Below are 19,591 nucleotides of genomic sequence, written 5' to 3'. Positions count from 1 at the left end.
TATAATTTATTCTATATCAAAAGCAGGCAATTTACAATACGAAAGTCCTTGAAAATTCTATGAAAAATATGGTACGGAAAAAGACCAAAGGTAAGTATTCGAAGCTTGTTGTGCTGATGGCTAACGAAAGTCTTCACCTTTATGAATCTAGGTTACCTAACATGTTAGGGAGGTAGACCTCATTGAAGTATAAAACCCGATTATTAGGCTTAATCACAATTGACTCACTTATTGTCGTTGTGTCGATGTATCTTTGTCATTTTATCTTAAACCCTTACGTAACGAATATTGACAGCATGATTGTTGTCAGCTCCATTTTGCTGCTAGTCAGTCATCATTTGTTTTCCTATTTGTTGGGGCTCTATAAACGTGTTTGGCGTTTTGCAAGTATTGAAGAGTTATTCAGCATTGTAATGGTTGTCGTTTCTTCTATTATCGTCGTGATGGCAGCAGAATTTATTATTTTTGGACAAGTTTATGAGCGTGCGTTAGTTGCAACGTTAATGATGCAAATACTCCTTATTGGCGGTGTTCGTTTTGCACGCCGCTATATCAGTACGTATCGTTTTTCGCTAAAGCCTATTTTAAAGAAGGAAGGCGTTAAGGAAGGAAAGCGTACGCTTATTATTGGGGCAGGTTCTGCAGGTAGAATGCTGCTACGTCAATTGAAAGACAATGAAGAATCAGGATTGAATCCAATTGCCATTCTTGATGATAATGAGAGCTTGCATCATCTGAAAGTTCAAAACATTTCGGTTGAAGGAAGTACAAAACAAATTCAAAAGGTCGTTCATGAGCGCCGAATTGAACACATTGTTATTGCAATGCCATCTGTCTCACGTCAAAAGATTGGCGACATCGTAAAAGAAGCAAAAGAGGTTTGCAGCAATGTACAAATATTACCGATGATTGAAGACCTTGCATTAGGGAATAAATCGGTCAATCACATTCGTGACGTTTCAATTGAAGATTTATTAGGTCGTGAGCCTGTACAGTTGGATATCACAAATATTTCGAAGAAAGTAAAAGGACAAACAGTTGTCGTAACAGGTGCAGGTGGTTCGATTGGTTCTGAGCTTTGCCGTCAGTTAGCCAAGTTTGACCCGAAAGAAATTGTTCTTGTCGGTCACGGAGAAAACAGCATTTATACAATTGAGATGGAGCTGCGAACAAAGTTTCCATCTATTACATTCCCTACTGAAATTGCAGATATTCAAGACCGTCACAGAATGTTTGAAGTCATGCTTGAACACGAACCGCAATTTGTTTTTCATGCAGCCGCACATAAACATGTGCCATTAATGGAACGAAATTCATCTGAAGCTGTTAAGAACAATGTTCTCGGTACAAAAAATGTTGCAGAAGCTGCTGATGCTTCGGGTGTCGATACATTTGTTTTAGTGTCATCTGACAAAGCAGTAAACCCGACAAACGTAATGGGTTCAACAAAGCGCTTAGCAGAGATGGTTATTCAAGAGTTAAGTCGCAAAAGCAAGACACGTTTTGTAGCGGTACGGTTTGGAAATGTGCTTGGAAGCCGCGGAAGTGTTGTGCCGCTCTTTAAACGACAAATTGCAAATGGTGGCCCTGTAACAGTTACACATCCTGATATGACGCGTTACTTTATGACAATTCCAGAAGCAGCTAGGCTTGTAATCCAGGCTGGCTCACTAGCCCGTGGTGGTGAAATTTTCGTTCTTGATATGGGCGAGCCTGTAAGAATTGTCGACTTAGCGAAGAACTTAATTCGTTTGTCAGGGCTTTCGGAAGATGAAATCCCAATTCAATATTCAGGCATTCGTCCTGGTGAAAAGATGTATGAAGAATTGCTTAACGATAATGAAGTTCACCCAGAACAAGTTTTCCCGAAAATTTATATCGGTAAGGCTGACTCAAGTCATTCGATTGTTCTTAATGAGTTTTTGAATTCGTTCAAGTTAATGGATGAACAGTCTCTTCGAACAATGGTGTTAGATATCGCTAATAACAGATATAAGCCAAAGAAGAAAGACAAATATCGTGAAACAGTGAATCAATAAGCAACATTATTAAATAAAAAAGGGTGATAGCAGATGATTAATTTTGCAATTGTAGGTTGTGGGCATATTGCGAAAAAGCATGCAAAAGCGATTTCAGATGCAGAAGGTGCAAACTTCTATGCCGTCTGCGACATGGTGCCAGAAGCAATGAAGCCTTATGAAGAAGAATATGGTGTTAAGGCGTATACAGAGCTTACAGATTTGTGCCAAGACCCAGAAGTAGATGTTGTGAATATTTGTACGCCAAGCGGTCTTCATGCACCGCTGGCACTAGAGGCAGCACGGAATAAGAAGCATGTAGTGATTGAAAAACCAATTACGCTAACACTTGAGGATGCGGATGCAATAATCGAAGCTTGCCGTGAAAACAATGTAAAGCTTTCTGTTGTTCACCCAAACCGCTTCCGCCCAGTTATGATGAAGCTCAAAAATGCGCTTGATAAAGGTTATTTCGGTAAGCTAAGTCACATTAACGCAACAGTTCGCTGGAACAGAAACCAAGAGTATTATGACCAAGCAGAATGGCGCGGTACGAAGAGCATGGATGGCGGTGTTTTGATGAACCAAGCTATTCATAATCTTGATTTAATGCTATGGCTTGCGGGAGATATCGAAGAAGTACGTAGTATGAGTGCGACACGTCTCCGTAATATTGAAGCAGAAGATGTTTCAGCAGGAGTGGTTCGGTTTAAAAACGGTTCACTTGGCGTAGTGGAAGCTGCGACTACCATTTATCCAACAAATTTAGAAGAAACAATCAGCATTTTCGGTGAAACAGGAACGGTAATGATTGGCGGAAAAACAGCAAACCTCATTAAACATTGGAATGTTGAAGCAATGGGAGATGAAGAGACAGATCACCTGATGCAAGAAATTAAAGGAGATCCACATGGTAAGCCTGGGCACCAATGGATTATTGAAGATATGGTTGAGGCAATCCATGAAAACCGTGAACCAATTGTAAGCGGTGAAGACGGCAGAAAAGCATTAGAGTTTGTGCTTGCATTATGTGAAGCAGCAGAAGAAAACAAGCATGTCGTCTTAAACTAATTAAAAACTTTTCACAATTAGGAGGAAATCAAATGGCAGTTATCGTGAATTCTTTAGCAGACTCTTTATTAGAAAAATTAAAAACAAAAGAAGCTGTAATCGGGGTAGTAGGTCTTGGTTATGTCGGCCTTCCGCTTGCAGTTGAGAAAGCGAAAGCAGGCTACAACGTTATTGGATTTGATATTCAGCAAAAGCGTGCGGACATGGTGAATGATGGTGTGAACTATATCGGTGACGTCGTAGATGAAGAGCTTGCTGAGCTGTCAAAAGAGCAATTACTTCAAGCAACAACCGATTATTCAAAAATTGAAGAAGTAGATGCAGTAGCCATTTGCGTTCCAACACCGCTTGATATTTATAAGCAGCCTGATACTTCGTATGTAGAGGCTTCTGCCAAAGAAATTGCGAAATATTTAACAAAAGGCACACTTGTAGTGTTAGAAAGCACTACTTATCCTGGTACAACAGAAGAAGTATTAAAACCGATTTTAGAGGGTTATGGCCTTACTTGTGGTGAAGACTTCTTCTTAGCTTATTCACCTGAGCGTGTTGACCCAGGTAACAAAGTGTACAACACGAAAAACACACCAAAAGTTGTTGGAGGTATTTCTGAAGCGTGCACGAAAATCGCAGCTTCTCTCTACCGTAATGTACTTGAAGGAGAAGTTCATGAAGTATCATCTCCAGCAGTCGGTGAAATGGAAAAGATTCTTGAAAATACGTTCCGCAACATTAATATTGCGCTTGCAAATGAAATGGCGATTCTATGTAACCGCATGGGGCTTGATGTATGGGAAGTAATTGACGCTGCAGCAACAAAACCATACGGATTTATGCCGTTCTACCCAGGACCAGGCGTAGGTGGTCACTGCATTCCAATCGACCCTTGGTACTTAACGTGGAAGGCTCGAGAATACAACTACCATACTCGCTTAATTGAAACAGCTGGTGAAATCAATAACAGCATGCCTGAATTTGTTGTAAGTCGTTTGATGGAAATCTTGAATGAAGACCGTAAAGCATTAAAAGGAGCAAAAGTACTTGTTCTCGGTGTCGCATACAAGAAAGACATCAATGACTGGCGCGAATCACCTGTTCTGCCAATCTTACAATCTCTTGATAGCCATGGAGCAGATTGGGAAGTTGTAGACCCAGCAGTGACTGAGTTCAAACTAAACGGTGAAATGGTAAAGCCAACTGCTAAATTAGATGAAAAAACATTAAAAAATGCTGATATCGTGCTAATTGGAACAGACCATACGGGCATTAATTACGACTATATTGCGAAAAGCACAAATGTTGTTTTTGATACGAAGAATGTATTAAAGGCTGACGATTACAACAACGTTCATAAGCTATAAATGAATTACTTTTATAGGATGAGATAGGTATGAGAGCTGCACAAACAAACAAAGAATTTAATTCAAATCTTATGAAACTCTTAACGGGTACAACTATCGCTTATGGATTGCCAGTTGCAGTGTCACCTATCCTTACCCGCATGTACTCGCCGGAGGAATTCGGGGTTGTTCAACTGTTTATTGCCATAACAGCAACTCTCGGGTCGATCGCCAATGCGCGATATGACCTGAGTGTTGTCCTGCCAGAAAAAGACGAAGATGCGATTCAGCTGACTGCTTTAGGTGTCCTTATTTCAGCAGTGTTTAGTCTTTTTCTATTTGGTATTATTCTTGCTTTCCACGGACCAATTCTGAAGCTGTTTAACAATGAATCACTTTCGTTCTGGCTTTACTTTGTGCCTGTTGCCGTCTTTTTAATTGGGTTGTTCAATATGCTTAATTTCTTAAATACCCGAATTAAGGCGTTTGATAACATTGCCAAAGGAAATGTCATGAAGTCGGTAGCGCTGGTGAGTGTTCAGCTTGTAGCTGGTTTCTTTAAAGTAGGAGCAGGCGGGCTTGTTGCAGGGCAGCTTGCATCACATTTGTTTGGGAATACAAAGCTGCTTACAAGGGTTTTTTCAGAGTTCAAAGGGATGTTTAGAATAGACCGTTCCGAAATGAAGCGGCTGGCAAAACATTATAGTCAATTTCCGAAATATTCAATGGCGTCGATTCTGGCAAATAACTTATCGAATCATTTGATAAGCATTGTTGTTTCAGCCTTGTATTCCGTCGCAACACTCGGTTTTTACAGCCTTGTACAGCGCGTGCTCGGCATGCCTTCAAGCTTAATTGGTAAATCAATGAGTCAAGTGTTTTACCAAAAAGCAAGCGCTGAAAAGAATGAGACAGGTCAAGCGGTACATGCCTTTGATTCCACATTGAAAAAGATGCTGCTTCTTGCAATTCCCGGCTTTACGCTTATGTTTTTTGTTGTCGATGAAGTAGTTACCTTTGTCTTCGGAGAGAACTGGAAGACAGTTGGAGAGTATGCGAAGCTGCTGATGCCTTTGTTTGCGATTCGGTTTGTCGTCGTGCCGCTTACAGTTGTGAACAGTATATTCTACAAGGAAAATGTCTCAATGATTTGGCAGTTTGGTTTATTGGCATTAAGCTTAGTCGTTTTCGGCTTTGTTTGGCTTACATCTTTATCGGTAGAAACGCTTTTTATCTTATACTCGAGCGTCATTAGCACATATTATGTTCTTTTCTTATTTTTGTTAAGAAGGTACAGCAAAGGGGAGTAATTCCCTTGACGAAAACAAATGAAGCAACAGATTTAGAAGGTGTTTGCATGTATTCGACTACGATTCAAAGACAACAAAACACACGAACAACATCAAAGCTCGCTATCATGATTGGCAGTCTTTTCTCCTTTGAAATGACGTTTATCCTGTATCTATTTGCTGGACGTTTTAAGGCAGACCCGCGCTTTTCATGGATACCTGTAGATTTAACGGCATTATTCTTTGGATTAAGTGTCTTAATTGGCATTTGGATTGTCGCAAAACGTGGCGGGGTGTTAGACAAAAAGCCGGTAATACTTGTGTTTATGTATGCCCTACTGTTGCTATATGTTTTGTTTAGCTATATTTGGTCACCAAGTGATGCGTATGCAGGGGAAAAGATGGGCTACTTGTTTACGCTCACCCTTTGGGCATTAGCTGGTCCAACATTAATCATTTCACAAGAGCGAAAGCGAATGATTCGGTTCTTTTCCCTACTGTTTGCCTTCGCACTTTGGATGGCGATTGAAAGTACGATTGCGTTTATGCAAGCATCTGGAAGCTTTATTACTGTTCTTGGGGGAAATTATTTAGGAATCGGCCGTGTATTAGGGTTAGCTTCCATTGTGTTGTTTGCGTATGCTCTCTTTTTTGCAAAAGGATGGAAAGCAAAAGTTATCGGATATCTGCTGTTTTTTTACTTTATGTTTCTAATGCTTAATATCGGAGCGCGTGGACCGCTGCTTGCTGTGGTCGGTTCCATTCTATTTCCATTATTGCTCAGTTGGAAACCGTCAATTGGTGATATTCGAATTAAAAAGCATTTTGTTCCGATTATCATTATTATCTTGTTTGCGGTTATGTATGGCTCGTATTTGTTTTCAACAAACCAGCTACCATCAACCGTGTCAAGGCTGCAGGTTATTTTTCAAAGTGAGGATATGGGAAGCTCTGCAGGAGCACGCATGCATTACTATGAAAAAGCAGGTGAGCTTTGGGGAGAAAATGTCGTTTTTGGCCACGGGGTTGGTTCATGGCCAGTCTTAACGACAGGAATGGATGAGCGAGCTTATCCGCATAACATTATCTTGGAATTAGGGGTAGAGCTAGGTCTTATTGGGGTTGTTTTGTTTGTGGTGATGGTCGGTTATGCCTTAAGGCAAATTAAAACGTATCGTACGTTACAAAACAATGCATGGGCGCTTCTATTGCTTATGTTACTTATAAACTTGTTAATCAACGCGATGATAAGCGGTGATTTAAATGACAACCGTTATTTGCTGGCTTTTCTAGGGTTATTTTTCTTCTTAAATAAAGAAAGTGCCAGCTTGGATAGAAAGGGGGCTATATAAATGAAGAAAGTGTGCATCTTAAGCTCGGTTCACCCCCTTCATGATATGCGAATCTTTCATAAGGAGGCAAAAAGCTTAGCAAATGCAGGCTACTCTGTTTCCTATATTGTGCAGCATGACCGGTCTGAAGATATCGATGGGATTCAAATTCATGCACTAAACAAACCGAAAAATCGAATCGAGCGTATCAATAAAGTAAAAAAAGAGTTATATGAAAAAGCACTACAAGAAGATGCAGAAATTTATCACTTTCACGACCCTGAGCTGATTCCAGTCGGCTTAAAGCTAAAAAAACATGGTAAAAAAGTGATTTATGATGTACACGAAGATGTACCTCGGCAAATTCTTACAAAGCATTGGATTCCAAAGCCGCTAAGAACAACAATTTCTAAAACATTTGAGCAATATGAGAACCGTGCAGCACTGCGATTTGATCGTGTAGCAGCAGCAACACCGTTTATTGAAGAACGGTTTCGCAAGCTAGGCTGTAACAGTGTCAATATTAATAACTACCCAATTCTTGATGAATGGCTTTCGACAGAAATGGATTGGGCAAAGAAGGAACAAGCTGTCTGTTATGTCGGCGGGATCTCGAAGGTACGCGGTGCATTTGAAAACATTCAAGCTGTCGCTGGCAAAGATATGAAGCTATTACTGGCTGGACGGTTTGCTGACCAAAATGAACAGATCCAAGCCGAGCAGATGGATGGCTGGGGGAATACGGAGTTTCTAGGCTACCTTGACCGCGAAGGAATTGCCGAAACGTTCAAGCGCTCCATGGCAGGTCTTGTGACGCTACATCCGACCAAAAACTATGTTGATGCACTTCCAGTCAAAATGTTTGAATACATGGCCGCTGGACTGCCGGTCATTGCATCGAATTTTAAGATTTTGGAAGAGATTGTTGAGCACCATCAATGCGGGATTTGTGTGAATCCGCTTAGTACAAAAGAAATCGCTGATGCTGCTGAATGGATCGTTAATCATCCGAATGAAGCACAGGCAATGGGGGAGAACGGCAGAAAAGCTGTTCTTGAAACGTTCAATTGGAAACAAGAGAGCTCAAAGTTATTAGCACTCTATGAAAAACTTTAACCTTGGAGGGTTTCGAATGAAAGTGCAAATGAAAGTACCAATGTTAGATTTATCAGAACAATACGCAGAGCTTAAGCCACAAATTCAAGAAACACTTGATGAAGTGATGGCGTCCTCTCGTTTTATTTTAGGGGATCATGTAAAGCAGCTTGAAGCAGATGTCGCGTCTTATAGCAATGTCGCACATGGCGTTGGGGTTGCAAGCGGAAGCGATGCCCTGCATATTTCACTACTCGCATGTGGTGTCTCTCCTGGGGATGAAGTCATTGCACCAGCATTTACATTCTTTGCAACAGGTGGCGCGATTGCACGTATTGGTGCAGTACCTGTTTATGTTGATATCGACCCTGATACATACAATATTGACCCTTCAAAGATTGAAGAGGCCATTACTGAAAAGACAAAAGCGATTATTCCTGTACACCTTTACGGACAAATGGCGGATATGGACCCGATTAATGAAATCGCAAGGAAACATAGCTTAGCTGTTGTAGAAGATTCAGCTCAAGCAATCGGTGCTGAATACAAAGGGAAAAAAACAGGTGAGCTCGGTACGACAGCTTGCTACAGCTTTTTCCCAACAAAGAACTTAGGAGCTTATGGTGATGGCGGCATGATTGTTGCAAATGACGATGAAGTGGCAGAGCGTGCGCGAGTGCTTCGTGTTCATGGAAGTAAGCCAAAGTATTATCACCATGTTCTTGGCTATAACAGCCGGCTTGATGAGCTTCAAGCAGCTGTATTAAATGTGAAGTTTCCTCACCTTGAAACATGGATTGAAAAACGTCAACAAGCTGCACAAGTGTATACAGAACTTCTTAATGAAAAGCTTGGCGATACGGTTAAAACGCCATACATTGCCGAACAAATTAAGCACGTATTCCATCAATATACATTGCGTGTACCAAAGCGTGACGAATTACAGTCATTCTTAAAAGAAAATGGTGTGGCATCAATGGTTTATTATCCAAAGCCGCTTCACTTACAGCCTGTATTTGAAGAGCTTGGTTATAAAGAAGGCGATCTTCCTGTTACAGAAAAAGCGTGTCAAGAAGCATTGTCATTACCGATGTTCCCGGAAATTAAGCGTGAACAGCAAGAATATGTCGTTGAAAAAATCGTGGAATTTTACGAAAAGGGGTGAGAAGCATGCAAAAGATTGTCACGGTAATCGGGGCTCGTCCTCAATTTGTAAAAGCCGCACCAGTGTCACGCGCACTACGCAAGCAGTTTGAAGAAATCATCGTCAATACTGGGCAACACTATGACTACAACATGGCTGGTGTTTTCTTTGAAGAATTGAATATTCCAAAGCCTGATTATGACCTCGGTGTTGGCTCAGCTGGTCACGGAGAGCAAACAGGGAAAATGTTGATTAAGCTTGAGGAAGTGTTGCTAGAAGAAAAACCTGACGCTGTGCTTGTATATGGTGATACGAATTCGACTGTGGCGGCAGCATTAGCAGCTTCTAAGCTTCATATTCCACTATTCCATATTGAAGCTGGTTTGCGTAGTTACAACAAACGGATGCCAGAAGAAATTAACCGTGTAATGACTGATCATGTTTCAGATTTACTGTTTGCCCCGACATCCGTAGCCGTTGAAAACTTGGAAAAAGAATCAATCACAGAGGGTGTCATTCAATCTGGAGATGTGATGTATGATGCGGTGCTTTATAACATGGAAATCGCTGAGAAGAAATACAATATTGAAGATTTCGGTGTAGAAGAAGGCTCATATATTCTTGGCACAATTCACCGTGCAGAAAATACGGATGATCCAGAGCGCTTAGCTGCCATTTTTCGCTCATTAAGTGAGCTGGATTCAACAGTTCTCTTGCCACTGCATCCACGCACAAAGAAAAAGCTTGATGAATATGGCTTACACAAATATTTAGACCATTCTGAGCACATTAAGGTAATTGATCCTGTTTCGTATGCTGAAATGCTTCTTTTAGAAAAACATGCCTCTGCCATTATTACGGATTCAGGGGGCGTGCAAAAGGAAGCATACTTTGCAAAGGTCCCGTGCTTTACACTTCGTGATCAAACAGAGTGGGTGGAAACGGTTCACACAGGCTGGAACACACTCGTAAACCCACTTAATACGAACCTTGAAGAAGTGATGAAAGCTCCGCCTGCAAGTGAATACATTGAAACACTTTATGGTGATGGTAATGCATCAGGCAAAATTGCCGAAGAAATCGCTTCGTACTTTGTAAGAAAAGAAGAAGAAAGACTACTTAAGCATTAAATTATGACGGTTTCACCGCTTTCATAGCGGTGAAGCCCTATCTTTCAATAAAAGGGGAATGAATTATGCAGCTTCTATCACGTGGAGAGAATGTAACCATTCAAGATAACGTCACATTCGGTGAAAATGTCGTAATCGGTAACAATGTTGTTATCTATGAAGGCGCAACGATTGGTGACAATGTCATCATACAAGACAACGCTGTAATCGGTAAGCAGCCGACACGAGCAAAGAGCTCGATTTTACCAGAAGTGAAGCAGCTGCCGCCTGCAGTAATCGGCTCAGGCGTGACGATTGGAACATCTGCAATTGTGTATGCAAACGCAGAGCTTGCAAATGATGTCTTTGTTGCAGACCTTGCCACAGTTCGTGAGCGAGTATCTGTTGGTGAAGGTTCAATTGTGGGCCGTGGTGTTGCGATTGAAAATGATTGTACGGTCGGTAAGAGATGCAAGCTTGAAACAAACTGCTATATTACAGCTTATTCTGAGCTTGGAGATTATGTCTTCGTTGCACCATGTGTCGTGACAACAAATGATAACTATATGGCACGTTCTAAGGAACGCTATGACAACTTTAAAGGTGTGACAATTAAAACAGGTGGGCGAGTTGGTGCGAATGCTACCATTCTTCCTGGTAAAACAATTCATGAAGACGGAACGGTTGCAGCAGGCAGTCTTGTCACAAAAGATGTCAACAAAGAAGATCTTGTAGCCGGTTTTCCTGCAAAAAAATTCAAAGACGTTCCCGAAAATCAGTTACTGCGAAATCAATAATGAAAAGGCGGTTGGGAATATGAATATTTGGATTTTTAATCATTATGCTGTTGCTCCCGGTACAAACGGTGGGACAAGACACTATGATTTAGCGAAGCAGCTGGTGAAAAGAGGGCACAATGTGACGATTTTTGCTTCCTCATTCAACCACCAGTCACGTAAAGATCTCTATTTAGAAGACCACTCAGAGGAGTTCAAAACAACTTACTATGACGGTGTTCGTTTCGTATGGGTCAAAAGCTTCCCGTATCAGAAGAACGATTGGCGCCGTGCTTATAACATGGTCAGCTATACGAAAAATGCATACAAAATCGTCAAGCAATTTGATGAAATGCCTGACGTTGTGATCGGGTCACTTGTTCATCCGTTTGCTGCATATCTAGGCTATCTTGTTGCGAAAAAGAAAGGCTGCCGCTTTTATTTTGAAGAGCGCGATCTTTGGCCGCAAACATTGCTTGACTTAGGAAAAGTATCAGAACGTAATCCACTTATTTGGGTGCTTGGTAAGATGGAGCTGTTTTTATATGAAAAGGCAGACCGCATCGTCGTTCTCTTCAATAAAGCACCTAATTATGTCGTATCACGTGGTGTGAAGCGTGAAAAGGTGATGTATCTGCCAAATGGCGTTGACTTAAGCCGCTATGAAAAACAATCAGATGAGATGCTGCCAGAGCTGCAGCAAGTGCTTGGTCGTTTAGATGATAAATTTGTTGCTGTCTACACTGGAGCTCATGGGCTTGCCAATAACTTAGATACAGTTCTTGATGCCGCAAAAATGGTAAAGAAAAAAGATGAACAAATTCATTTCTTACTCGTAGGAGACGGTCCTGAAAAGGCGCGTTTAGAAAAGAGGAAGGTAGACGAAGGCATTGACAATGTGACGTTCTTCCCGCCTGTGCCGAAGGAGCAAATCCCGCTTATTTTACAAAGAGTGAATGTGGGGTTATTGCCGCTTACTGACTCACCTGTCTTTAAATGGGGAATTAGTCCGAACAAAATGTTCGATTATATGGCTTCCTCACTTCCTGTTATTCTGCTATGCAACATTACAGAAAGTCCTGTTGAGCTTTCAGGAGGCGGTGTTGTTATTAAAGAGAACTTTACTGAGAATCTCGCAAGCTCGCTGCTTGAAATGAATGCAACCGATGATGCCCATGTGAAGGGACAGAAGGCACGCCAATATGTCGAATCGAATCACTCTTGGGATGTTTTATCCAAACAGCTTGAACAACAAATGCTACAAGATATTTAAGAAACGAATGAGTGGTGAAATCAATGCTAAAACGATTATTTGACTTTACGGGTTCACTTGTATTACTCATTCTCTTTTCACCGATTATCGCGATAACCGCTGTGCTAACTGTTATTTTTCACGGTTCACCTGTCTTTTTTACACAGAAGCGTCCAGGATTGCACGGCAGGCCTTTTTACATTTATAAGTTTCGTACGATGAATGATAAGCGTGATGAAAATGGCGAGTTGCTACCTGATGATGTCCGGTTAACATCCTTTGGAAAAATTGTTCGAAAGCTCAGTCTTGATGAGCTTCCGCAGCTTTGTAATGTGCTGAAAGGGGAGATGAGCTTTGTTGGGCCACGACCTTTGTTAATGGAATATTTAGAACTTTATTCGCCTGAACAAGCTCGTCGACATGATGTGAAACCTGGGATTACAGGCTGGGCTCAAGTGAATGGCCGGAATGCGATTAGCTGGGAGGATAAGTTCAAATTAGATGTTTGGTATGTGGACCATCAAACCTTCTTACTTGATATGAAGATTCTTTTCTTAACCGTGCTGAAAGTATTCAAATCAGAGGGAATTAGTCAGCAAGGTCAGGCAACGATGACAAAATTCAAAGGGTCAAAAAATGAAAGAATGTGAGAAACGATGAAAAAGATTGTGTTGCTCGGAAGTGGAGGCCACTGCAAAGTTATTCAAGATATTGTAAAGGCAGGCGGAGAATATGAATTGTTTGGCTTGCTTGATGATAAAGAAACGGGGCATGTAGTGAAAGATGGCATTCATTATGCCCCTATTTCATTTGCACATGAATTGCTTGAGAGTGATTGTGATGTTCGGCTTGTTATTTCGATCGGCAATAACCGTATTCGCAAAAAGATTGCCGAGAAGCTTAATTTACCGAATGAAAAATATGCAACACTTGTGCATCCAAGTGCTGTGCTCGGCTCGAATGTCACAATTGGAGCAGGTGCAGTTGTGATGCCTGGAGCTATGATTAATGCTGATTCGAAGGTTGGCAAGCACAATATCGTGAACACGCGAAGTGTTATTGAGCATGACAATCTATTAGAAGATTATGTCCACCTTTCACCTAATGCCTCGGCTGCAGGCGGTGTGACCATTGCCGAAGGGACACATGTTGGAATTGGCGCTTCCATTATACCAGGTATTCATATTGAGGAATGGACGGTAATTGGGGCAGGTGCCGCTGTCGTTCATAATCTGCCTGCTTATTGCACAGCAGCGGGTGTACCTGCAAAACCAATTAAATTTCACGAACGAATAAATGAACTGCACACATAGGAGTGGTTAAACAATGAGCGAAAAGCGAATCTTTCTATCTGCGCCACACTTAAGCGGTGAGGAAAAGAAATACGTAGACGACGCGTTTGAAACAAACTGGATTGCCCCGCTTGGACCGAATGTAAACAGCTTTGAAAAAGAATTAGCACAATATGCTGGTGTTAAGGATGCTGCTGTATTTAATTCTGGCACAGCTGCTATTCATTTAGCTTTACAGCTGTTGAACGTTGGAAATGGTGATGTTGTCTTTTGTTCGTCATTAACCTTCGCGGCAAGTGCGAACCCTATTCTTTATCAAAATGCAGAGCCTGTTTTCATTGATTCAGAGCCAGACACTTGGAATATGTCTCCTGTAGCATTAAAGCGTGCGTTTGAAGAAGCAGAAAAACAAGATAGACTACCAAAAGCGGTTATCGTTGTTAATCTGTATGGCCAAAGTGCTGATATGGATGAAATTGTACCGCTTTGTGAACGTTATGGGGTTCCAATTATTGAGGATGCAGCAGAGTCATTAGGTGCTTCCTATAAAGGAAAGCGAAGCGGGACATTTGGTACGTATGGGATTTATTCCTTTAACGGGAATAAGATTATTACAACATCAGGTGGAGGTGCGCTCATCTCCAATGATGTAGAAAGCTTAAAGCGAGCACGCTTTCTTTCCACACAAGCTCGTGACCCAGCTAGACATTATCAACATAGCACGACAGGTTATAATTACCGATTAAGCAATGTGTTAGCGGGAGTCGGAAGAGGGCAGCTTGAGGTGTTAGATGAACGTGTGAAAGGGAGAAGAGCGGTCTTTAATCGTTACGTCGAGGCATTAAGTGATGTCGCTGGGCTTACCTTTATGCCAGAACCAGAAGGCTATTATTCAAATCGTTGGTTGACAGTGCTCACGATTAATCCAGAGGAAGCGGGCTTTACACGTGATGATGTCATTGATGTGTTAGAAGAAAAAAATATCGAAGCACGTCCTGTATGGAAGCCACTGCACCTTCAGCCTTTGTTCGAACAATTTGCATACTACAAACATACAGAAAAAAGTGTCTCTGACGAATTATTTACTAACGGCATTTGTCTTCCATCTGGTACGAATATGAGTACAGCCGATCAAGAGCATGTGATTGAACAATTTCGCTCTTTAGTGAAGACAAAGGTTGGGATTTAATTCTTAGGAAAGGCTGATTCTGTCCATGATACAGCTGCAAAACATAACAAAATCTTTTCGGTCAGGGACAACACGCGATGTTGTCCTTGATGATGTTTCACTTACCATTGCACAAGGTGAATATCTTGCGATTATGGGGTCATCTGGTTCTGGAAAAAGTACGCTGATGAACATTATTGGTACGTTGGAAAAGCCAGAGCAAGGGGAGTACCTTTTCTATGATGCAAAAGTTCATAAGATGTGGGATAAAAAGCGAGCGATTTTTCGAAATGAAAATATAGGCTTTGTCTTTCAAAACTTTCATCTGATTCCAAATCTATCTGTCTATCAAAATGTGCTGCTTTCACTTACATATAGCCGAAAAATGATGCGAAGCAAGAAAAAACGTGTATTGCGGGCATTAGAAGATGTAGGGCTGACAGAAAAGCGAAAACAAAAGCCTCATCAGCTCTCAGGCGGTCAAAAGCAACGCGTAGCCATTGCCCGCGCACTTGTGAATGAACCGTCGATCATTTTAGCAGATGAGCCAACAGGAAGTCTTGACGAACAAACCTCAGAAAAAATTTTAACAATCTTTGACCGGCTACATAAAAAAGGTGTGACAATTGTAATGATTACTCATGATCCAGATGTTGCAAAGCGTGCGGACCGAATTGTTTACCTACGAAATGGACAATTAAAGGAGTATGCCCATGAAAATCTTCAAAGCATTTAAGCTAGCCGTGTACGGATTATGGGCGAATCGTTTTCGTGTCTTCCTTTCAATGTTAGGCATTGTTATCGGTGTATTTGCGGTTATCGTTCTTACATCTATTGCTGTCGGTGTAAAAGATACGATTGCTCAGCAAATGGGCGGTCTTGGAGCAGAACAAGTTATGGTTGTCCCTGGTCGTGTTCTGTCTGACGGCGGGGGAGCACAAAATTTTCTGCAAGGAATGACCAATGTTTCTAGCACGCTTACGAATAAAGACGCAGAAGAGATCTCTAAAGTAAAATCTGTTGGTTCAGTGACACCGCATCTTGAAACAGTGACACGAGCTTATTACAAAACAGAGGGTAAAAAGCGTACAGTAGAAGGAAAGCTTATCGGAACCTCTGAAAATTATCAAGATGTCATTCGAGCTTCCTTAGACGAAGGGCGGTTTATGAAAGAAGAAGAAGTGAAGAGCGGCAAAAATGTGGTCGTTCTCGGAAGCAGTGTTCATGACGCCCTCTTAAATAAGAAGCAAAAGCAGCAAGGCTCGAGCAGTGAAGGTGGTTCAAGCAAGAAAACATGGTTGGATAAAGTGATTGAATTTGTAACAGGCGAGCAGGTCAGTGCAGCAAAACAAGAAAAAACATTAATTGGTCAGCAGGTTACCATTAATGGCGAGGAATTTAAAGTGATCGGTGTGTTAGAGTCCAAAGCCTCAATTGGAACGACAACGAACAATAATATTATAATGCCTGTCAAATCAGCTTTAAACATTACAAATATGAAGAACTTAACGACCATTTATGCTGAAGTGAAAAATCTAGAAAATATCGAGCAAACTGAAAAGCAAATTTACAGTGCTGTTGCGAAAAATCATTCAGAAGCTGATTTTAGCATCGTAAAACAAAAAGAAATGCTAAAAGCAATTGATAAAGTAACAAAAATTTTGCAAATGATGTTATTCGGGATCACCGTCACCGCTCTATTCATTAGTGGAACAGGCATTATGAACGTTATGATTATGTCTGTACGCGAGCGGACGAAAGAAATTGGGATTCGAAAAGCACTTGGTGCTACAACGATGGAAGTGCTTTGGCAATTCTTGTTTGAGACGTTGTTGTTATGTACAATCGGCGGACTAATCGGGGTTGCACTTGGCATGGGCTTTATCGAATTATGGAATGAAAACATTGCGATCTTTTCACTTGTCCTGCCAATCTGGGCGGTGAAACTAGCTGTATATTGTTCAATCATTATCGGTGGTGTCTTCGGGCTTTATCCTGCATTCAAGGCAGCTAAGCTTCAGCCGAGCCGCGCTCTCCGATATGAATAAAGGAAAGAGACTAAGCTGTTGCATGACAGCTTGGTCTTTTTTCGATATTAGGACTTCCTAACCTGTCATATTTGTAATCTGATTGTAAAATACGTAAAAAGAAAGGTTGGCGTCAGTGGAAGAACGCGGTAAAATTTAAATAAATGATGATTTATAGAATATCCATACTGTAAAGCATATAAAAGCATTCTAATTGCTAATTATGGTATCATTAGGTGACAGCAGGATGAGGAGGCGTTCGTGATGACGTTGAAGAAAATGATGTTTGTACTTGTCGTTGCTTTGTTTTTTGCACCAAATACAAATATAGCATCAGCCGCAGAAACAACAGACGTTTTTCTAAATAATCAGAAACTCACTTTTGAAGATGCAAAGCCATTTATTGAAGATGGACGAGTATTGCTTCCAATCCGTTCGGTACAGGAAAGTATGGGGGCAGAAATGAAATGGAATCCAGTGACAGACCAAGTCTATAGCGTCAAGCAAAAAGCTAGTGAGCAGACAAGTGTGCTCTATTCCATTGACTCTACTTTTGTGTATAAGAAGCATTCTACCAATCAAGGTGCTAGTCAATATTTAGAAAAAATAGACGTCCCAGCAATGATTAAAGGTGGACGTACGTATATTCCTTTACGCTCAGCTATAGAAACATTTGGATTTAAAGTCACATGGGACCCGACTGAAAAAAACGTTTATATGCAACCGCAAGCATCGATTAAGCCGAAAAGCTCTGAGACGCAATATCGGGTAGATGGGGACATTTCGAAAGTAAAAGAAATTGAAAAAGAAATCTTTCATCTTACAAACCAACAACGAATAAAAAACGGCTTAAAGCCGCTCATACTTGATGTTCAAACGACGAAGATCGCGCAATTAAAATCAAAGGACTTCCATGAAAATAATTATTTTGACCATCAATCACCTACATATGGTTCACCGTTTGAAATGATGAAGCAGTTTGGCATTGACTATGCGTATGCAGGGGAAAACATTGCGGCAGGATATCAGTCAGCAAAGGCAGTCGTCCAAGGCTGGATGAAAAGCCCTGGTCATCGTGAGAATATCTTGAAACCAGAATACAAGCGTCTTGGTGTCGGTTATTATGAAGGTACAAGAGCGTACCGTACCTATTATACGCAAATTTTCATGACAAAAATGGAAGAATAGTAGAAAAGGCAAGCAACAATCAATCAAAGCTGTTGCTTGCCTTTTCTTACATCTCATCCATTGCTTTTTTCATGAGCGCATCTTTTCGTTCTTCTTTTGCTTGTTCATATTGCTGCTTATACTCTTTGGCTTTATCTTTATCTAATCCTTTTGCTTCTAAGTCTTGTACAAGGTTGTCATACACTTTCTGAAATTCCTTGTCCATTTCTTGTTCGAGCTCATCACCTTTCGATTTATATTTTGCATAAAGCGAAAGAAGTGAGACATCTTCACCATTTGCCTTCTTTTGTTTATATTCTTTGTACGCTTGCTGTGCAAGCTCATTAATTTGTTCATTTGCATTTGTTTCGAGCTTTTCGAACTTTGGTTCATACTTTTCTTTCACTTCTGCTGCCGGACCTGTTTCCTTATTGTTCTCTGCAACACTTGAAGAATTTGAATCCATTTCTACCGTATCAGTTTCAGGCGTAGCACTAGGTGTGCCAAAGTACCAATATGCTCCTCCTCCAATAACGAGTAAAGTAAGAATACTAACGATTAATTTCTGCATCTGCGTACCTCCGCATATAAGTTAGTCGTTGATATGTACTTACTACATTCATGGTATACTTTCATTACGAAAAGTTAAATCGGACAAAGCTATCAAATGTTATTTAGATAAAAAGTCGAGGAGAAAAGTATGGAATTAATCGTAACAACAGCTGGACGGAGAAACTCTACTAACAAAGTTGCTGCATTAGATGCAGCAGCACAGTTAGGTGGCACATTTTATAATCGAATAGATGAATCTGTGAGTACTTTAAAAGAGCGATATCAAGCAGATATATTGGTCGCAGAAAAAGGCCGCTTTACTTATTATCCATACGATAGTGATGAACGAATCTTTTTTCACCCAAATGCATCGATGTTTCGAATGAAGCGGGTACTAAAAGAGGAAGGTGACCCGTTCATAAGTACAGCAGGAATTGAAAGAGGGATGACTGTACTTGACTGCACGCTAGGTCTTGGGGCAGACAGTACAATTGCAAGTCTGGCGGTCGGTGAAGAAGGAGCGGTCACTGCATTAGAAATTCATCCAGTTATCGCTTTTCTTGTGCGTAACGGTTATAAACAGTATGAAACGCACCATTCAGAAATAATGGCAGCCATGCGACGTATTCACGTTTTAAATGAAGATTATTGCACATATCTTAAGCAGCAAGCAGACAATACCTTTGATATCGTTTATTTTGATCCGATGTTTACAGATGGAGAGCTTCAGTCAGACGGATTAAAAGGACTTAAGCACGTTGCAGGCTATGAGTCTTTAACAGCAGATGTCGTTGGAGAAGCCATGCGTGTTGCTAAAAAACGTGTAGTGTTAAAAGATCATTTTCGAAGTCAGCGCTTTAAGCAATTTGGATTTCATCAGTATATTCGAAAAACCTCAGCCTTTCATTACGGTGTAATAAATGTAATGGATAAGCAAGAACATGGACACCTTAAATAAGA

The 19,591-nt window shown here is 41.0% G+C and carries 18 protein-coding genes; 17 read left to right on the top strand and 1 reads right to left on the bottom strand.

Going from position 1 to position 19,591, the window contains the following annotated elements:
- The first annotated feature begins 182 nt into the window (after positions 1-182).
- The 16 genes from LC040_08925 (at position 183) to LC040_08850 (ending at position 18,100) form a co-directional block, all read left to right on the top strand.
- Positions 183-2,039 carry a nucleoside-diphosphate sugar epimerase/dehydratase gene (locus tag LC040_08925; GenBank protein ID WLR52988.1) on the top strand — a complete coding sequence of 619 codons (1,857 nt, stop codon included), beginning with the start codon at positions 183-185 and terminating at the stop codon, positions 2,037-2,039.
- Positions 2,040-2,072: 33 nt separating this feature from the next.
- Positions 2,073-3,089 carry a Gfo/Idh/MocA family oxidoreductase gene (locus LC040_08920; GenBank protein WLR52987.1) on the top strand — a complete coding sequence of 339 codons (1,017 nt, stop codon included), beginning with the start codon at positions 2,073-2,075 and terminating at the stop codon, positions 3,087-3,089.
- Positions 3,090-3,121: 32 nt separating this feature from the next.
- On the top strand, positions 3,122-4,450 hold the full coding sequence (locus LC040_08915) for a nucleotide sugar dehydrogenase (protein ID WLR52986.1): 1,329 nt from the start codon (positions 3,122-3,124) through the stop codon (positions 4,448-4,450).
- A gap of 29 nt (positions 4,451-4,479) precedes the next feature.
- The gene (locus tag LC040_08910; GenBank protein ID WLR52985.1) at positions 4,480-5,739 is read left to right on the top strand and encodes an oligosaccharide flippase family protein; all 1,260 of its coding nucleotides are present in this window, start codon (positions 4,480-4,482) and stop codon (positions 5,737-5,739) included.
- A 5-nt stretch (positions 5,740-5,744) separates the two neighbouring features.
- Positions 5,745-7,070, top strand: a complete 1,326-nt coding sequence (locus tag LC040_08905) for an O-antigen ligase family protein (protein ID WLR52984.1) — start codon at positions 5,745-5,747, stop codon at positions 7,068-7,070.
- Complete coding sequence (locus tag LC040_08900) at positions 7,071-8,165, top strand: glycosyltransferase family 4 protein (GenBank protein WLR52983.1); 1,095 nt, start codon at positions 7,071-7,073, stop codon at positions 8,163-8,165.
- 28 nt (positions 8,166-8,193) lie between these two features.
- Positions 8,194-9,309, top strand: a complete 1,116-nt coding sequence (locus LC040_08895) for a DegT/DnrJ/EryC1/StrS family aminotransferase (protein ID WLR53240.1) — start codon at positions 8,194-8,196, stop codon at positions 9,307-9,309.
- A 5-nt stretch (positions 9,310-9,314) separates the two neighbouring features.
- Positions 9,315-10,418 carry a UDP-N-acetylglucosamine 2-epimerase (non-hydrolyzing) gene (gene wecB, locus LC040_08890; protein WLR52982.1) on the top strand — a complete coding sequence of 368 codons (1,104 nt, stop codon included), beginning with the start codon at positions 9,315-9,317 and terminating at the stop codon, positions 10,416-10,418.
- A 65-nt stretch (positions 10,419-10,483) separates the two neighbouring features.
- Positions 10,484-11,194 (top strand): acyltransferase, encoded by a 711-nt coding sequence (locus LC040_08885; protein ID WLR52981.1) that lies wholly within the window; start codon positions 10,484-10,486, stop codon positions 11,192-11,194.
- A gap of 19 nt (positions 11,195-11,213) precedes the next feature.
- A complete protein-coding gene (locus LC040_08880; GenBank protein WLR52980.1) occupies positions 11,214-12,446 on the top strand; it encodes a glycosyltransferase family 4 protein in 1,233 nt (410 codons plus the stop codon).
- 23 nt (positions 12,447-12,469) lie between these two features.
- Positions 12,470-13,075, top strand: coding sequence for a sugar transferase (locus tag LC040_08875; protein ID WLR52979.1), 606 nt, complete (start codon positions 12,470-12,472; stop codon positions 13,073-13,075).
- A 6-nt stretch (positions 13,076-13,081) separates the two neighbouring features.
- Entirely contained in the window at positions 13,082-13,738 is a 657-nt protein-coding gene (locus LC040_08870) for an acetyltransferase (protein WLR52978.1), read from the top strand.
- 13 nt (positions 13,739-13,751) lie between these two features.
- Complete coding sequence (locus LC040_08865; protein WLR52977.1) at positions 13,752-14,906, top strand: aminotransferase class I/II-fold pyridoxal phosphate-dependent enzyme; 1,155 nt, start codon at positions 13,752-13,754, stop codon at positions 14,904-14,906.
- 25 nt (positions 14,907-14,931) lie between these two features.
- On the top strand, positions 14,932-15,621 hold the full coding sequence (locus LC040_08860) for an ABC transporter ATP-binding protein (protein WLR52976.1): 690 nt from the start codon (positions 14,932-14,934) through the stop codon (positions 15,619-15,621).
- On the top strand, positions 15,599-16,933 hold the full coding sequence (locus tag LC040_08855) for an ABC transporter permease (protein WLR52975.1): 1,335 nt from the start codon (positions 15,599-15,601) through the stop codon (positions 16,931-16,933). Before LC040_08860 ends, LC040_08855 begins: the two co-directional genes overlap by 23 nt.
- A 243-nt stretch (positions 16,934-17,176) precedes the next feature.
- Positions 17,177-18,100 carry a stalk domain-containing protein gene (locus tag LC040_08850; protein WLR52974.1) on the top strand — a complete coding sequence of 308 codons (924 nt, stop codon included), beginning with the start codon at positions 17,177-17,179 and terminating at the stop codon, positions 18,098-18,100.
- 46 nt (positions 18,101-18,146) lie between these two features.
- On the opposite strand, the gene LC040_08845 is transcribed toward LC040_08850, so the two are convergent.
- Entirely contained in the window at positions 18,147-18,650 is a 504-nt protein-coding gene (locus LC040_08845) for a hypothetical protein (protein WLR52973.1), read from the bottom strand.
- A 129-nt stretch (positions 18,651-18,779) separates the two neighbouring features.
- On the opposite strand from LC040_08845, the gene LC040_08840 reads away from it, so the two are divergent.
- On the top strand, positions 18,780-19,589 hold the full coding sequence (locus tag LC040_08840) for a class I SAM-dependent methyltransferase (GenBank protein WLR52972.1): 810 nt from the start codon (positions 18,780-18,782) through the stop codon (positions 19,587-19,589).
- The last annotated feature ends 2 nt before the right edge of the window (positions 19,590-19,591 follow it).

This window comes from Bacillus tianshenii, from assembly GCA_020524525.2.
Classification (GTDB): domain Bacteria; phylum Bacillota; class Bacilli; order Bacillales; family Bacillaceae_N; genus Bacillus_AV.
This window is presented reverse-complemented; position numbering and strand designations above follow the sequence as displayed.

Bases quoted from the DNA above. Each gene is read 5' to 3' on its own strand.
- LC040_08855 (WLR52975.1), top strand. From the start codon at position 15,599: ATGAAAATCTTCAAAGCATTTAAGCTAGCCGTGTACGGATTATGGGCG.
- LC040_08875 (WLR52979.1), top strand. From the start codon at position 12,470: ATGCTAAAACGATTATTTGACTTTACGGGTTCACTTGTATTACTCATT.
- LC040_08900 (WLR52983.1), top strand. From the start codon at position 7,071: ATGAAGAAAGTGTGCATCTTAAGCTCGGTTCACCCCCTTCATGATATG.
- LC040_08895 (WLR53240.1), top strand. From the start codon at position 8,194: ATGAAAGTACCAATGTTAGATTTATCAGAACAATACGCAGAGCTTAAG.
- LC040_08885 (WLR52981.1), top strand. From the start codon at position 10,484: ATGCAGCTTCTATCACGTGGAGAGAATGTAACCATTCAAGATAACGTC.
- LC040_08910 (WLR52985.1), top strand. From the start codon at position 4,480: ATGAGAGCTGCACAAACAAACAAAGAATTTAATTCAAATCTTATGAAA.
- LC040_08840 (WLR52972.1), top strand. From the start codon at position 18,780: ATGGAATTAATCGTAACAACAGCTGGACGGAGAAACTCTACTAACAAA.
- LC040_08920 (WLR52987.1), top strand. From the start codon at position 2,073: ATGATTAATTTTGCAATTGTAGGTTGTGGGCATATTGCGAAAAAGCAT.
- LC040_08865 (WLR52977.1), top strand. From the start codon at position 13,752: ATGAGCGAAAAGCGAATCTTTCTATCTGCGCCACACTTAAGCGGTGAG.
- wecB (WLR52982.1), top strand. From the start codon at position 9,315: ATGCAAAAGATTGTCACGGTAATCGGGGCTCGTCCTCAATTTGTAAAA.
- LC040_08880 (WLR52980.1), top strand. From the start codon at position 11,214: ATGAATATTTGGATTTTTAATCATTATGCTGTTGCTCCCGGTACAAAC.
- LC040_08915 (WLR52986.1), top strand. From the start codon at position 3,122: ATGGCAGTTATCGTGAATTCTTTAGCAGACTCTTTATTAGAAAAATTA.
- LC040_08870 (WLR52978.1), top strand. From the start codon at position 13,082: ATGAAAAAGATTGTGTTGCTCGGAAGTGGAGGCCACTGCAAAGTTATT.
- LC040_08845 (WLR52973.1), bottom strand. From the start codon at position 18,650: ATGCAGAAATTAATCGTTAGTATTCTTACTTTACTCGTTATTGGAGGA.
- LC040_08860 (WLR52976.1), top strand. From the start codon at position 14,932: ATGATACAGCTGCAAAACATAACAAAATCTTTTCGGTCAGGGACAACA.
- LC040_08850 (WLR52974.1), top strand. From the start codon at position 17,177: ATGACGTTGAAGAAAATGATGTTTGTACTTGTCGTTGCTTTGTTTTTT.